The sequence below is a fragment of the Kribbella sp. NPDC026611 genome (assembly GCF_040638345.1).
GTDB lineage: Bacteria > Actinomycetota > Actinomycetes > Propionibacteriales > Kribbellaceae > Kribbella.
In genome coordinates this window covers 272,385-285,821 of the sequence record NZ_JBEZYC010000005.1, presented here as the reverse complement: position 1 = coordinate 285,821, position 13,437 = coordinate 272,385, and the positions used below count along the sequence as shown (strand labels likewise).

The window sequence follows — 13,437 nt, the reverse complement described above, 5'->3', positions numbered from 1 at the left end:
GATCGGCCGGTTTCCGGCACCCTGATGGTGTGACGACACTTCAAGCCACCAACCAGAAGTACGAGGTAGTCGACGGCAACCTGCTCATCACCGGCCCCCAACCGCCCGGCCATCAGGCGGCCGTCGTCGCCCTGATGATCGCGCTCAAACAAGCCTGCCCACCCGGCCTGATGGTCGCGCTCGGCTCCATCGCCTACCGCCCCACCCCCAACACCACCCTCCGCCCGGACCTCCTGGTCTGCCCGCGCGACTACACCCCCACCCAACCACCCCTACTAGCTGTAGAGGTCCTCTCCCCCGCCACCCGAACCACCGACATAGTCCTCAAACGCACCCTCTACGAACACCACCAAGTCCCCACCTACTGGCTCCTGGACCCCACCACCCAAGAACTAACAGTCCTCCACCTAACCCACACCACCTACACCTGCCAAGCAGTAGTCCAACCCGAACAACCCTTCCACACCACAACCCCCTTCCCCCTCACCCTCACCCCAGCCAACCTCCACTGACCCGATCCAGCTCGGGCAGCTCGGGGCAGCTCGGGGCATGCCGGGGCAGATCGCGGGCAGATCGGGGCAGATGCTCGAAACGGTCTCAACCATGCTTCGGGCGCTGCCATGCTGGCCGGGTGACCGAGAAGGAAGCACCCGCCAAGCGGCCGAAGCTCACGCTGGCTGAGTTCGATGCCCTCCCCGACGACGGCGAGCGGCGCGAGCTCCTTGACGGAGCGGTGCTGGTGAAGCCTTCTCCAGAGGCGGTTCGTCAACGGGCGGCCGGCCAACTCGCGCTACAGCTTCCGGCGACCTGCCCAGAGCAGCTCGAGGTCTTCTTCGCTCCGTTCGACTACCGACCGAGCGACCGGACGTGCCTGCAACCCGACCTGATGGTCTGCCGCGTCGAGGACGTCGAGGACGACAAGGTCCGGCGGCCGTTGCTGTTGGCCGTGGAGATTCTCTCGCCCTCGACGCGTGCAATGGATCTGCTCAAGAAGCGGCGCACCTACGAGGAAGCCGGCGTCGGGTCCTACTGGATCTTCGAGCCCGAAGAGGCCGTGCTGACGGTTCTCGAACTGGAGAGCGGGCGGTATGTCGAGCGAACGTTCAAGGACGACGAGGTGTTCGAGGCCACTCGGCCGTACCCGATGCGCATCGTCCCCGGCGAGCTGGTGCGGCGGACCAATCGGTCAGCCGTTCAGTAGGTCGATCAGTTCGGGTTTGGTGGGGAGGTTTTGGGGGCGGATGATGTCGCCGGTGCGGACGTAGTAGAAGGCGGCGGTGACTGCGGTCAGGGGGAGGTTCATGAGTTCGGACCAGGCGACTCGGTAGATGGCCAGTTGGAGGGGGTCGGCGGTTTCGTTGCGGCTGGTTTTCCAGTCGATGACTTCGTAGCCTCGGGAGCCGTCCTCGCGGACGACCTGGTAGACGGCGTCGATGCGGCCCCGGATGACCCGGCCGTCGAGTGCCAGCGCGAACGGCGCTTCGATCTCGTACGGCGTGGTTTCGCCGAAGGGGCCGTCGCGGAAGGCGTCCATCAACGCGGTCAGGTCGCGGTCGTCGACGATGTCCGCGTCGGCGGCGCCGGGCAGGTCGTCGGGGTCGATCAGCAGTTGCTGCCCGAAGTAGCTTTCGACCCACGCGTGGAAGCGGGTGCCGAAACGCGCCGCCCGGTTGGGTTTGCGCGGCATCGGGCGCGCGAGCTCGGACGCGAGCCCGTCCGGATCCTTGGCCAGCCGCATCACCTGGGTCGCGGACAGCGACGCCGGCAGCGTCACGTCGTATGCCTGCCGGCTCCGCGACTCCCTCGCCTCCGACAACAGCCGCTCGAGCTCCGAGTCCCACCGCGCTACCGTTGCCTGCTCGTCCAGCAGCAGCGACTCCTCGGCCTCCGCCGACGGGCCCTCGGCCCGCGCCTGCGTCACCAACGCCGCCGCCTCCAGCCGCCTCCGGTACGACGTCACGTCGTACGGCGTCGGCCACGGCGCCTGCGTCTGCTCGGCGAGCTCCGGGTTCTCCTCGGTCAGCTCCGGCTGATCCGCCCAGGCCACCACACGCTCACCGGCATGCTTCTTCAACGTCTCCAGGTACGACGACGGGCCGCGCGGACGCTTCTGCGTCGGACCCCACCAGTGCCCGGTCGCGACCAGGATCTCCTTCGCCCGCGTGAACGCGACGTACCCGAGCCGCCGCTCCTCCAGCGCGTTCAGGTCCTTGCACTCGTCCGCAAACACCTTCAAACCGGCGTTGGACAGATCGTGGATGTCCGGCAGCGTGTCCGCGTCCCCGCGCAACGGCCACGGCAGCACCTTCGCGTTGGTCGTCCACTTGTCCCGCCCGCGGTCCGACGGGAACACCTTCGACACCAGCGTCGGCACGAACACGATCGGCCACTCCAGGCCCTTCGACCGGTGCGTCGTCAGCAGCTTCACCGAGTCGGCCTCACTCGGTACGGCGAGGTCGAGGCCGGCGGCGTACTCCTCCTCGGCCGCCAGGTACGCCAGCAACCCGTCCAGCGACCCGTCCGACTCGGTGGACACAAAGTTGCCCACAGCATCCAAAAATGCCGCCAGGTGATCCCGCCGGCCGGCATCCACCAGATCCGGCGTGGAGGTCAGCTCGACATCCAGCCCGATCGTGCTGATCATCCGCCGTACCAGATCGAGCAACGGCTCCCCCGCGTGCCCGCGCAACTCCCGGAGCTCACTGGAGAGCTCCGCGAACCGCTTCAGCGCCTCGGGTGAATACGCCAGGTGACCTGGATCGTCGACCGCCTCGGCCAGCGAGATGACCTCGGTCGAGTCCATCCCCGCGACCGCCGCATCGAGCGCCGCGACCAGGTCGTCGGCGGCCGGATGCTGCCCGGTGTCGGCCAACGCCCGCGCCCGGTTGGCCAGCAGCGCGAGATCGCGATGACCGATCCGGTACCGCGGACCGGTCAGGATCCGCAGCATCGCCGCGTTCGCCGTCAGATCGTTGACCGCCTGCAGCGTCGCCACCACGTCGACGACCTCGGGCAACGCCAGCAGACCACCGAGACCGACGACCTCGACCGGCACCTTCCGAGCGATCAACGCCTCGTGCACCGCGCTCAGGTCGACGTTGGTCCGCATCAGGATGCCGATGTCCTTCCACCGGCGCCCGCGGGTGGAGTGCGCGGCGACGATCGAATCGGCAACCCACTCGATCTCCTGCGACCGCGTCTCGAACAACCCGACCGTGATCGCGCCCTCCGGCGCGTTCTCCGGCGCCTCAAGCGGGATCACCCCCGGATGCTGCTCGTAGAGCTCCTTCGCGTGCTGGTTGGCGGCGGCCAGGATCCGGCTGCCGGAGCGCCGGTTCACACTCAGCACGTACCGCTGCGCGGGGGTCCCGTCCGCCTGAGGGAAGTGCTCAGGGAACTCGTCCAGGTTCGCGACCGAGGCCCCGCGCCACCCGTAGATCGCCTGGCACGGATCACCGACCGCGGTCACCGCGTGCCCGCGGCTGTCGCCGGCAGCAAACAAGGCAGTCAGCATCCGTCGCTGCGACACCGACGTGTCCTGATACTCATCCAGCAGCACGACCTTGTACCGGGCGCGCTCGACCGCCGCGACCTCCGGGGCCTCCTCGGCGAGCCGCGCCCCGAGCGCCATCTGGTCGGCGAAGTCGACGACGCCCCGCTCCCCCTTGTACGCCTGGTACTCCTCGACCAACTGCAGGATCTCGCCCCGCTTCAACGCAGTCTCCGCCAGCTTCCGCACCTCGACCGTCTGCTTCCGGGCCGCCGCGACTTCCCGCCGTACGGCATCGTCGTGCTCGCGGACCTGATCCGCGCGCAACAGGTGATCGGCAAGCTCGCCGTCCAGCGAGAGCAAACTGTTGACGAGCGTCGGCACGTGGTGCGACGCAAACCGGATCGGCCCAGCGGACCGCCGTACGACGCGACCCGCCAGCTGGAAGCGCGTCGCGTCGGCGAGCACGCGCGAGTCCGGCTCCAGCCCGAGCCGCAGCCCGTGCTCCTGGATCAACGTGCCGGCGAAGGCGTGGTACGTCGAGACGACCGGCTCGCCCGGCTCTTCGGGCTGCCAGTTCGGGATGTTGCTCCGCAGATGCGCCGCCAGAATCGGATGCTGCTCCGGCGGCAGCGTCGACCCGAGTACGCCGGCCTTCGTCAGGTCGTCGCGGATCCGGACGTCGAGCTCGTTGGCCGCCTTCTTCGTGAACGTCAGCCCGAGCACTTCCTCCGGCTTGACCTGCCCGGTGCAGATCAGCCACACCACCCGGGCCGCCATCGCCGTCGTCTTGCCGGACCCGGCACCGGCGACGATCACGCCAGGAGCCAACGGCGCGGTGATCGCCGCCAACTGCTGATCCGAAAACGGAATCCCCAGCAGATCGCACAGATCAGCAGTGGACGAAAGCTTGGCGGCAGGCATCAGACGATCTCCCGGCCCTCGGGCTGGATCGGACACAGCGCCCGCGCCTCGCAGCGCGCACAGCCGTCGTTGCGCCGAGCGGTGAACTCCTCCGACCGCACCATCTGCTCGGCCTCGTCCACAGCCTCGTCGAGCCAGGTCTTCCCGTCCTCGTCCGGCACCAACGGCGCCTGCGGCTGGACCTTCGGGAAGCCGCCGTTGTCGTCATGCCGAAGTTGCACCAGCTCCGCGCCGCCGGCCTCCCCCTCGACACCCTTCATCTGGCGCGAGTTGATCGCCCGTTGGTAGATCGCCAGCTGGACATGTCGCTCCAGAGCAGGCTTGGTCGGGATCGTGCGCCCGGTCTTCAGGTCGATCACCCGCACCGCGCCCTCGCCGTCCGTCTCGACCCGGTCCATCCGGCCTTTCACCCGCACGGCCGGCTCCTCCGCGGACGGCAGCAGTACGTCGAAGTCCAGCTCGGTCGCCACCAACGACCGGTCCGGCCGGCCCTGGTGCCAGGCGACGAACCGTCGCAACGCCTGCTCGGCCTCGCCGCGCTCCCGATCCGAGATCCAGGTCGACTCGAACTCCAGCTGGGTCCACACCTTGTCCAGCCACCCGGTCAGCTCGTCCACCGACGGCGGCAACGTCCCGGTCGCCACCGCATCGGCCAACGTGTGCAGCACCATGCCGAACCCGATCGCCGACGTGCTGGGCGTCTCGCCGCCCGCCCGCCGGGTCAGGAACCACCGCAACGGGCAGTCCACGATCGTCGTCAGCGCACTCCCCGACAGCGGCACCGGCAACTCCGGATCCGCGATCGGCCGGGCAGACACCGTCCGCTCCCGCACACCCCACCACCGGTCCGGATCGGCCGTCGGCACCAGCACCTGATCGCGTTCATCCACGGCATCCGCCAGCTGAGCCAACCGGTCCGCCGCCGCCCGCTTCAACGCCGGTGACGAGGCCGGGTCCGCCAGCACGCAGCGCAGATCCGCGACCAGGCCGGGCAACGACAACGGTCGCCGCGGCCGTCCCGCCACCAGCTTCAAAGGAATGTCCAGCTCAGCCAGGAAACGCGACGGTTGATCGCCGTCGGCCTCCGGCGCCTGCACCGCAGTCACGATCAGCCGCTCCCGCGCCCGGGTGATCGCGACGTAGAACAACCGGCGCTCCTCGGCCAGCATCGCCCCCGCCGGCAACGGATCGATCAGCCCGTCCGTGCCAAGCCGGTCCGGCTCCAGCAACGACCCCCGCCGCCGCAGGTCCGGCCACTGCTGCTCCTGCACCGACGCCACCACGACGAGCCGCCACTGCAAGCCCTTCGACCGGTGCGCGGTCATCAGCTGTACGCCGGCCTCGCGGTACGTCCCGTCGAACCGGTTGTCCGCCGCGATGTCCAGCGACTCCAGCTCGGACAGGAACGACGAGACGCCCTTGAACCCGACCTGCTCCTCCGCCCGGCCGGCCGCGTCGAACAGCGCGCACAACGAGTCCAGGTCCCGGTTGGCCGCCCGGGAGATCTCGCCACCCGAGTTGGCTTGGCCGCGCAGCCGCCGCAACCACGGCGACTCGGACCACAGCGACCACATCACCTCGTCCGGCGCCGCGCCCGCGGTCACGATGTTCCTTGCCTTGAGCAACCGCTCGCCGAGAGCCGCGAACCGCGCCTCGGCCGGCGACGCCTCCTCGTCCAGGGCCAACGGGTTCAGCAACGCCTCACGCAACAGCTCGTCCGACGACCGCGGCAGCCGCTGCCCACCGGCCGCCTCCCGATCACGACGACGCAGCACCCGAGCCAGTCGCCGCAGCTGCCCGGCGTCCATCGCCCCCAACGGCGACAAAGCGAGAGCACGGACGACGTCGACCGTCAGCGTGTCCGGGTCTGCGACTGCCCGCAGCGCAAGCAGCATCGGCCGTACTGCGGGTTCGCGCGACAGCGGCAGTTCGTCACCGGCGATGTCCACCGGGATCCCGGCCGCCGCCAACGCCCGACGCAACGACGGGATCGACCGGCTGCCCGAACGGACGAGCACGGCCATCTCGCTCCAGCCGATGCCGTCCTGCACGTGTGCGCGGCGCAGCAGGTCGGCGATGTGCTCGAGCTCGGCGCCGCTCGTCGAGTACAGGTTGGCCTCGACCTTGCCCGGACCGAACACACACGTCGAGGCGTCCGGGTTCCGGAAGCGTTCGAACGTGTCACGGTCCAGCGTCCCCGGTACGCCGAGCCGGTTGACGACGTTGCGCGACACCCGCTGCAGCGTCGTACCGAAGCGTCTCGTCGTACCCAGCGCGACCTGCGGCGCCTCAGCGCCGTCGCGGGTCCGGAACTCGTCGGTGAAACGCAGCAGACCGCGCACGTCGGCGCCACGGAACGTGTAGATCGACTGGTCGGGGTCACCGACCACCACGAGGTCGCGGCCGTTGCCGGCAATCGCCTGCAGCAGCTTGGTCTGCCCAGGATCGGTGTCCTGGTACTCGTCGACGAAGACGGCCTTGAACTCGTTGCGCAGGTTGGCCTGCACCGAGGGCTGCTGCGCCAGGATCACGGCCCGGTGGATCAGCTCGGAGTAGTCCAGCACCTGCTCCGCGTCGAGGATCTGCAGGTACTCCTCGAAGAAGTCGCCGACCGCGACCCACTCGGCGCGCTCCGCCGACCGCCCGATCGCGGACAGGTCCTCCGGGTCGAGCCCGAGCTGCCGCGCCTTGCCGATCACCGCCTGCACCTCGTCGGTGAAGCCGCGCGTCCGCAACGCCGGATGCAGACTGGTCGGCCAGTGCACCACACCAACCTCGCGGCTCCCGGCGAGCAGCTCGGTCAACCGCAGCGACTGCTCCGGCCCGGACGGCAACCGCAGCGGTACGTCGAACGCGTCGGCCGGCGTGAACCGGCGCAGCAACGCGTAACAGAAGGAGTGGAACGTCATCGAGGGCATCACCCGCGTGGTCCGCCCGAGCCGCCCGGTGATCCGGTCGCGCAGCTCGGTCGCCGCCTTCCGGCCGAACGTGAGCACCAGCACCTCGTCCGGACTCAGCCCGCGATTGCGCACCCGGTCGACGACCGCCTCGACCAACGTCGTCGTCTTCCCGGTGCCTGGCCCGGCCAGCACGAGCAGCGGCCCGCCAGGGTGATCGACGACGGCTTGCTGGTCCGCATCGAGGACAGGCGCCTCCGCCGTACGCCCCTCGGCCCGGACCAACCGGTACCGGGATCCCTGTCTGCTGACCATCGCTCCATCCCACCAGAGACCACCGACAAATTCACGATCGCGGGCCCGTCGCAGCCCTCAATCGTTGGGTTGCCAACGAAAGTCGCGTAAGCGGACGCGGCCGTCGGCGATGCGGACGCCGTCGGAGCGGAGGCGGTGCAGTTGCTCGTCACCGACCTCGTCCGCGGGGACGCCGGACGCGCGGATCACCCGCCACCACGGCACGCTGGCGCCGTACTCGCGCATGATCGCGCCGACCTGCCGCGGTCCGCCCTGACCGACGTACTCCGCGATGTCGCCGTACGTCGCGACGCTGCCCTCCGGGATCGACTCCACGGCACGCAGCACGGCCTCGATGTACTCCTCCCGATCCACAGGCCCAATCTAGGCGAGCGGAGCCAGCGCCTTCGCCAGCGGCTCGAGCACCGAGGGCGGCGCGTCGAGAGGGAGGTTCATCACGCAGAGGTCGACGCCCGCTTTGGCGTACGCCGCGACCTGCGCGACCGCGACATCGAGCGAGGCCTCCGAATCGATACGGACGTTGACCGAGCAGGTGATCTCGTTCACGTCGCGGCCGACCTCCTCGCAACGCTGCACGAGCACCTGCTTGAGCGGAGTCCACTCGGCCGGGTCGGCGACGATGACGTTCCACTGCTGCGCCCACTTCGCGACCGCGCGCAGGGTCCGGTTCGGGCCCTTGCCGCCGATGGTGATCGGCGGGTGCGGCGTCTGCACGGCCTTCGGTTCGCAGTACGCGTCGGTGAGCTTGACGTACTTGCCGTCGAAGTTCGCGACCTTCTCGGTGAGCAGCGCGATGATCGCCTCGGTGCCCTCGTCGAACCGGTCGAAGCGTTCCTTCAACGGGTACAGGTCGATGCCATACGCCGCGGTCTCCATCTCGTTCCAGCCCGCGCCGATGCCGAGCTCGAGCCGGCCGTTGCTGATGATGTCCGTGGTCGCGGCCATGTTCGCGAGCACAGCCGGGTGCCGGTAGATCATCCCGGTCACCTGGCAGCCGAGCCGGATCCGCGAGGTCGCCTGCGCCAGCGCGCCGAGTGTCGTCCAGGCCTCCAGGTTCGGTCCGGCCATGTCACCGGTGAGCGGGTAGAAGTGGTCCCAGTGCCAGGCCGACTCGAAGATCTCGAACTGGTCCGCCGCAACCCACACGTCCCGCAGCCGCTGCCAGGTCGTGTGCTCCGGCCTCGTCTTCACCGCAAACCGCATCCCGCGCCTCCCTCACCGAGCAACCGTTTCCCGCCCGCGACCTTACTCCGGTCCGGACACTCTGCCCGATCAGGCACGGCACGCCCGGCACGCCGTGCGGTCACCCGGTCGCCCAGGAAGACTTGGGAGCTCACTGTTGGGGTGAGGGGAGTCCGGAATGCTGGGGGATCTGCCACCGGAGCTGGCCGAGGACAAGTTCTGGATGAAGTTTCCGCCGCCGGTGCTCAGCATCGCCGTCATCGGGCTGGCGGGCGGCGTCGCCGCACTGATCGGGGTCGACGCGGCGAACGGTACCGCCGAGAGTGCGAAGCTGGTCTCGGGTGTGCCGTGGACGGTGTGGCGTGCGGTGGCCGGGATGTCGTTCGTGCTCTTCGTGCTGCTCACCGTGCAGGCGATCAGGATCCTGCAACACCCGTACTCCTGGGGTTTCTACCCGTTGGCCGGGCGCACCCTGCGGTACCTGCTGGCCGCTGCCGCCGGGTGCGGCGGGGCCCTGATCTACCAGCAGGCGTTCCCGGCGGCGATGCCGGAGCTCCCGGTGCGGAACCAGGACTTGCGGATGCACCTGCTGTTCTGGGCCGCGCTGGTGGCCACGGCCCCCTGGCTGACCATCGTCTGGCTCGCCCACGCCGAGTGCCGGGACCTCGCCACCTTGCGTCGGCGACCGTCGATCGCCGAGGCCCGCGAGTACGCCCTGGCCATGGACGATCGCACCCGCGACCCCGAGCTGGTCAACCAGGCCATCGTCCAGGTGCAGAAACTCTGGCAGCTGCTGAAGATGTGCTCCGGCGCGTTCGCGCTCGGGGTCGTCGCGGCGGTCGCCTCCGCCGGTGCCTTGCGCGGCGCGTTCGTCGACACCTATCCCGATCGTGCGCACGAGTTCCCGCCCGCGAACGTCCTGCTGTACGGCGTCCTCTTCACGCTCGGCCTCGCGGTGATCGCCGTACCGCTGGCGGTCGCCTGGCGGAACCGGGCCGCGCAACTGCTGGACCACGCCTGCCCTTTACCCGCGGACGGTCAACCGACCCAGGAATGGGAGCAGGAGGCTCGCCGGGTCGCGACGCTGCTTCACCTCGACCTCCCCTACGTACGCAATCCGCTGTACCTGCTCGCCGTCGGCACACCGCTGCTGGTCAGTGCGCTGGCCGCCTTCCTGCCGATTCTCGCCAACTAGCCGAAGCAGAGGGAGTCGATCGGCTTGGCGTCGTGGAACGCTGTGGCCAGCGCGAAGACCTCGAAGATGACGGCCGTGGCGGCGGTGATCAGGAGGGTGGTGGCGATCGGCTGGCGGCTGTGGCGGAACCAGCGGACCAGCAGGAACAGGGCGATCGCGCCAATCAGCAAGCCGGCGAAGCCAACGAGGTACGCCGTGGTCGGTAAGGGCAGCGTGCCGTCGCAGGTGGCCTGACGGCGCCGGGTGAGCTCGGTCTGCGCGTTGGTGTTGATCAGCGCGAGCAGCACGCCGGCCACCAGCAGGCCAAAGACCAGCCACTGCCGCCGGCGGGTGGAAGACGCCTCGGGCAAGGTCTAGTCGAGACCTAGTCGCGCGCGCACCTCGGGGCGTCGCAGCGGCGGGACGGTCTGCGGCGGCACCTTGCGGGCCGGCATCTCGGCCAGCAGCTCTTCGGTGATCCGCGCGACCTCGGTCGCGGCCCGCTCGATCGGACCGCGCGTGGTCGCACTGATCGAACCGACGCCGGTCACCTTCCGCACGTACTGCAGCGCGGCCGCGTAGATCTCCTCAGAGGTCGCGGCCGGCTCAAGTCCCCGGAGCGTGGTGATGTTTCTGCACATGTCCCGACCCTACGTGCCGCCGGGGACAACCGGGAGAAGATTCTACGGGGTATTGACTTCCCTAACGGTCTTAGGTTTTCCTCAAGGCATGAGCACCGCAGGCATCGACCGCCGGACCCGCCGTCGCCAGGAGACCATCGAGGAGATCCTGGACGTCGCCGTCGAACTGATGGAGGCGGAAGGCGTCGCGGCGTTGAGCCTGTCCGCGGTCGCTCGCCGGCTGGGCATGCAGCCGCCATCGCTCTACCAGTACTTCCCGTCGAAGATGGCGATCTACGACGCACTATTCCAGCGCGGCAGCGAACTGCAGCGCGATGCGTACCGGACCGCGCTGGACAGCTCCCCTTCGCAGGATCCGCTCGAGCAGCTGCTGGTCGCAGCCACGGCATTCTGCCGCTGGTGCTTGGAGCACCAGGTGCTGACCCAGCTGATGTTCTGGCGGACCGTCCCCGGCTTCGAACCGACGCCGGCAGCCTACGCACCGGCGCTGGAGTCGCTGGACGACCTACGGAACCACCTGCAGACCATGAGCGACGCCGGCTACCTGCATCCGGACGCGGCGAGCGACGAGGGACTCGCGCTCTACACGTCGATGACGGCCGGCCTGCTCTCGCAGCAGATCGCCAACGAACCGGACGCGTCCTTCGAGGACGGCCGCTTCATCCGGCTGCTGCCCGTCGTACTGGAGATGTTCTACCAGCGCTACGCACCAACCAGGGGGAAGAAATGACAGCTGTACTCGCGGAACAGATCGGCCGCGCCGACCGCGCCCACTGCCGACTCCACCGGGACGCCGAGCTCCAGGCCTGGCACGACCTGCTCGCGTCGACCGAGGGCGACGAGTGGCACCGCCGTACCGTCTGCGACGAGTGGGACGTGGCAGACATCGCCGGTCACCTGATCGGCCAGGCGGAGGACGTCATCAGGCCGTTGTCGTTCCCACGCCGGTTCCAGAAGAGCAAGCGGGTGTATCCGGGCAAGCCAAGGTGGAACGCGCACATGATGGTGCAGGCCGACGAGCACCGCGGTGCGTCGCCTGCTGAGCTGCGGTCGGCGTTCGACGGGCTGTGGGCGAAGGCGACGCGGACCATCTCGCGGAACCCGGAGCTGTTGCGGCGGATCAGCATGCAGGTCGAGGACACGCCGCGGATGTCCCTCGGGTACGTGCGCGACATCCTGCTGGCGCGCGACCTGTGGATGCACCGGGACGACGTGTGCCAGGCACTCGGCCGGCCGTTCGACGCCGGCCCGTACGCCGAGGAGCTGATCGCCCAGGTGGTGTACGACCTGGAGGCGTCCGGACCGTTCTGGGGCGACCGGCCGGCGGTCGTGCTCGAGCTGACCGGGCAGGGAGGTGGGACCTACCGGGTCGGGAGGGGTGAGCCAGTAGGTCGCGCCGCGGTGGATGCCGTGGGCTACATGCGCACGCTGTCAGGGCGTGACGACCAGCCTGTGGTGGCCGGTGATCCGGCAGCCGTCGATCTCGTCGCCGGCTGCCGGATGCCGTTCTAGTACGCCGCCCTAGTAGGACGGCTGGCTCGGGTCGATCTGGTCGACCCAGGCGACCACGCCACCGCCGACGTGCACGGCGTCCGAGAAGCCGGCGCCCTTGGCGATGGCGAGCACCTCGGCGGAGCGGACACCGGACTTGCAGTGGAAGACCAGCTGCTTGTCCTGCGGCAGCTTCTCCAGCGCCACGCCGGTCTGGAAGTCCGCCTTGGGAATCAGCACCGAGCCCGGGATCCGGTTGATCTCGTACTCATTCGGCTCCCGGACGTCGATCAGGACGAAGTCCTTCTCGCCGTTGTCCTTGAGCTTGATCCACTCGCTCAGCTGCTTGACCGAGATCGTCGAGCCGGCGGCCGCGTCGGCCGCCTCCTCGGTGATCGCGCCGCAGAAGCTCTCGTAGTCGATCAGCTCGGTGACGGTCGGGTTCTCACCGCAGATGGCGCAGTTCGGGTCCTTGCGGACCTTCAGCGCACGCCAGTTGAGGTCGAGCGCCTCGTAGATGTTCAGCCGGCCGAGCGACGGGTCGCCGATCCCGGTCAGCAGCTTGATCGCCTCGGTCACCTGGGCCGCGCCGACGGACGCGCACAGCACGCCGAGCACGCCACCCTCGGCGCAGGACGGGACCATGCCCGGGGGCGGGGGCTCCGGGTAGAGGCAGCGGTAGCAGGGGCCGTGGTCGGCCCAGAACACGCTGACCTGGCCGTCGAAGCGGAAGATCGAGCCCCACACGTACGGCTTGTGCAGCAGCACGGCGGCGTCGTTGACCAGGTAGCGGGTGGCGAAGTTGTCGGTGCCGTCGACGATCAGGTCGTACGGCTCGAAGATCTCGAACACGTTGTCGTTGTCCAGCCGGGTCTCGTGCAGGACGACGTTCGTGTACGGGTTCACCTCCAGCACCGACTCCTTGGCCGACTGCGCCTTGGACCTGCCCACGTCGGACTGGCCGTGGATGATCTGGCGCTGCAGGTTGGACTCGTCGACGGTGTCGAACTCGACGATGCCGAGCGTGCCGACGCCCGCGGCAGCCAGGTAGAGCAGGGCCGGGCTGCCGAGACCGCCGGCGCCGATGACCAGCACCTTCGCGTTCTTCAGCCGCTTCTGCCCGGCCATCCCGACCTCGGGGATGATCAGGTGCCGCGAGTACCGCCGCACCTCGTCAATCGTCAGCTCGTCAGCCGGTTCGACCAGCGGTGGCAGTGACACGTGTCGGCTCCTCAGGAAGACGTCGGACGGGATCTCCGGTTTTCAACCATCTCTCCCACCTCCATGTTCCCGCACCGGCCAACCGGACGGCCCGGGAGTCCA

12 protein-coding genes are annotated in these 13,437 nt (G+C 69.1%); 5 read left to right on the top strand and 7 right to left on the bottom strand.

All coding sequences use genetic code 11. The features are described from left to right. Window positions 1-29 precede the first annotated feature (29 nt). Both AB0E69_RS22980 and AB0E69_RS22975 read left to right on the top strand, forming a co-directional pair. On the top strand, window positions 30-512 hold the full coding sequence (locus AB0E69_RS22980) for a Uma2 family endonuclease (protein ID WP_360149390.1): 483 nt from the start codon (window positions 30-32) through the stop codon (window positions 510-512). Between the two features lie 119 nt (window positions 513-631). Further along, window positions 632-1,201, top strand: coding sequence for a Uma2 family endonuclease (locus AB0E69_RS22975; RefSeq protein WP_360149387.1), 570 nt, complete (start codon window positions 632-634; stop codon window positions 1,199-1,201). On the opposite strand, the gene AB0E69_RS22970 is transcribed toward AB0E69_RS22975, so the two are convergent. The 4 genes from AB0E69_RS22970 to AB0E69_RS22955 are packed head-to-tail and all read right to left on the bottom strand — an operon-like array spanning window position 1,187 to window position 8,829. Then, window positions 1,187-4,414, bottom strand: coding sequence for an ATP-dependent DNA helicase (locus AB0E69_RS22970; RefSeq protein ID WP_360149384.1), 3,228 nt, complete (start codon window positions 4,412-4,414; stop codon window positions 1,187-1,189). The two genes, AB0E69_RS22975 and AB0E69_RS22970, sit on opposite strands and share 15 nt — an antisense overlap. Beyond that, the gene (locus tag AB0E69_RS22965) at window positions 4,414-7,626 is read right to left on the bottom strand and encodes an ATP-dependent DNA helicase (RefSeq protein WP_360149381.1); all 3,213 of its coding nucleotides are present in this window, start codon (window positions 7,624-7,626) and stop codon (window positions 4,414-4,416) included. The genes AB0E69_RS22970 and AB0E69_RS22965 overlap by 1 nt, the downstream gene beginning before the upstream one ends. Window positions 7,627-7,683: 57 nt before the next feature. Further along, window positions 7,684-7,980, bottom strand: a complete 297-nt coding sequence (locus tag AB0E69_RS22960; protein ID WP_360149378.1) for an MGMT family protein — start codon at window positions 7,978-7,980, stop codon at window positions 7,684-7,686. A 9-nt stretch (window positions 7,981-7,989) separates the two neighbouring features. Next, complete coding sequence (locus AB0E69_RS22955) at window positions 7,990-8,829, bottom strand: TIGR03560 family F420-dependent LLM class oxidoreductase (RefSeq protein WP_360149375.1); 840 nt, start codon at window positions 8,827-8,829, stop codon at window positions 7,990-7,992. Between the two features lie 157 nt (window positions 8,830-8,986). On the opposite strand from AB0E69_RS22955, the gene AB0E69_RS22950 reads away from it, so the two are divergent. Next, window positions 8,987-10,003, top strand: a complete 1,017-nt coding sequence (locus tag AB0E69_RS22950) for a hypothetical protein (protein WP_360149372.1) — start codon at window positions 8,987-8,989, stop codon at window positions 10,001-10,003. Here AB0E69_RS22950 and AB0E69_RS22945 read toward each other — a convergent pair. Together AB0E69_RS22945 and AB0E69_RS22940 are read right to left on the bottom strand one after the other, a co-directional pair. After that, window positions 10,000-10,353 (bottom strand): hypothetical protein, encoded by a 354-nt coding sequence (locus tag AB0E69_RS22945; RefSeq protein ID WP_360149369.1) that lies wholly within the window; start codon window positions 10,351-10,353, stop codon window positions 10,000-10,002. The two genes, AB0E69_RS22950 and AB0E69_RS22945, sit on opposite strands and share 4 nt — an antisense overlap. Before the next feature lie 3 nt (window positions 10,354-10,356). Next, window positions 10,357-10,623 (bottom strand): DUF2277 domain-containing protein, encoded by a 267-nt coding sequence (locus tag AB0E69_RS22940; protein ID WP_360149366.1) that lies wholly within the window; start codon window positions 10,621-10,623, stop codon window positions 10,357-10,359. Between the two features lie 88 nt (window positions 10,624-10,711). Between AB0E69_RS22940 and AB0E69_RS22935 the strand changes: the two genes are divergently transcribed. Both AB0E69_RS22935 and AB0E69_RS22930 read left to right on the top strand, forming a co-directional pair. Continuing rightward, window positions 10,712-11,353, top strand: a complete 642-nt coding sequence (locus tag AB0E69_RS22935; protein ID WP_360149363.1) for a TetR/AcrR family transcriptional regulator — start codon at window positions 10,712-10,714, stop codon at window positions 11,351-11,353. After that, window positions 11,350-12,135, top strand: a complete 786-nt coding sequence (locus tag AB0E69_RS22930; protein ID WP_360149360.1) for a maleylpyruvate isomerase family mycothiol-dependent enzyme — start codon at window positions 11,350-11,352, stop codon at window positions 12,133-12,135. Before AB0E69_RS22935 ends, AB0E69_RS22930 begins: the two co-directional genes overlap by 4 nt. 9 nt (window positions 12,136-12,144) lie before the next feature. On the opposite strand, the gene moeZ is transcribed toward AB0E69_RS22930, so the two are convergent. After that, a complete protein-coding gene (gene moeZ, locus AB0E69_RS22925) occupies window positions 12,145-13,335 on the bottom strand; it encodes an adenylyltransferase/sulfurtransferase MoeZ (RefSeq protein ID WP_360149357.1) in 1,191 nt (396 codons plus the stop codon). Window positions 13,336-13,437: the final 102 nt, after the last annotated feature.

Excerpts from the sequence above, each read along its gene's own strand:
- AB0E69_RS22930 (WP_360149360.1), top strand. The coding sequence starts at position 11,350 with ATGACAGCTGTACTCGCGGAACAGATCGGCCGCGCCGACCGCGCCCAC.
- AB0E69_RS22955 (WP_360149375.1), bottom strand. The coding sequence starts at position 8,829 with ATGCGGTTTGCGGTGAAGACGAGGCCGGAGCACACGACCTGGCAGCGG.
- AB0E69_RS22940 (WP_360149366.1), bottom strand. The coding sequence starts at position 10,623 with ATGTGCAGAAACATCACCACGCTCCGGGGACTTGAGCCGGCCGCGACC.
- AB0E69_RS22935 (WP_360149363.1), top strand. The coding sequence starts at position 10,712 with ATGAGCACCGCAGGCATCGACCGCCGGACCCGCCGTCGCCAGGAGACC.
- AB0E69_RS22965 (WP_360149381.1), bottom strand. The coding sequence starts at position 7,626 with ATGGTCAGCAGACAGGGATCCCGGTACCGGTTGGTCCGGGCCGAGGGG.
- AB0E69_RS22950 (WP_360149372.1), top strand. The coding sequence starts at position 8,987 with ATGCTGGGGGATCTGCCACCGGAGCTGGCCGAGGACAAGTTCTGGATG.
- AB0E69_RS22970 (WP_360149384.1), bottom strand. The coding sequence starts at position 4,414 with ATGCCTGCCGCCAAGCTTTCGTCCACTGCTGATCTGTGCGATCTGCTG.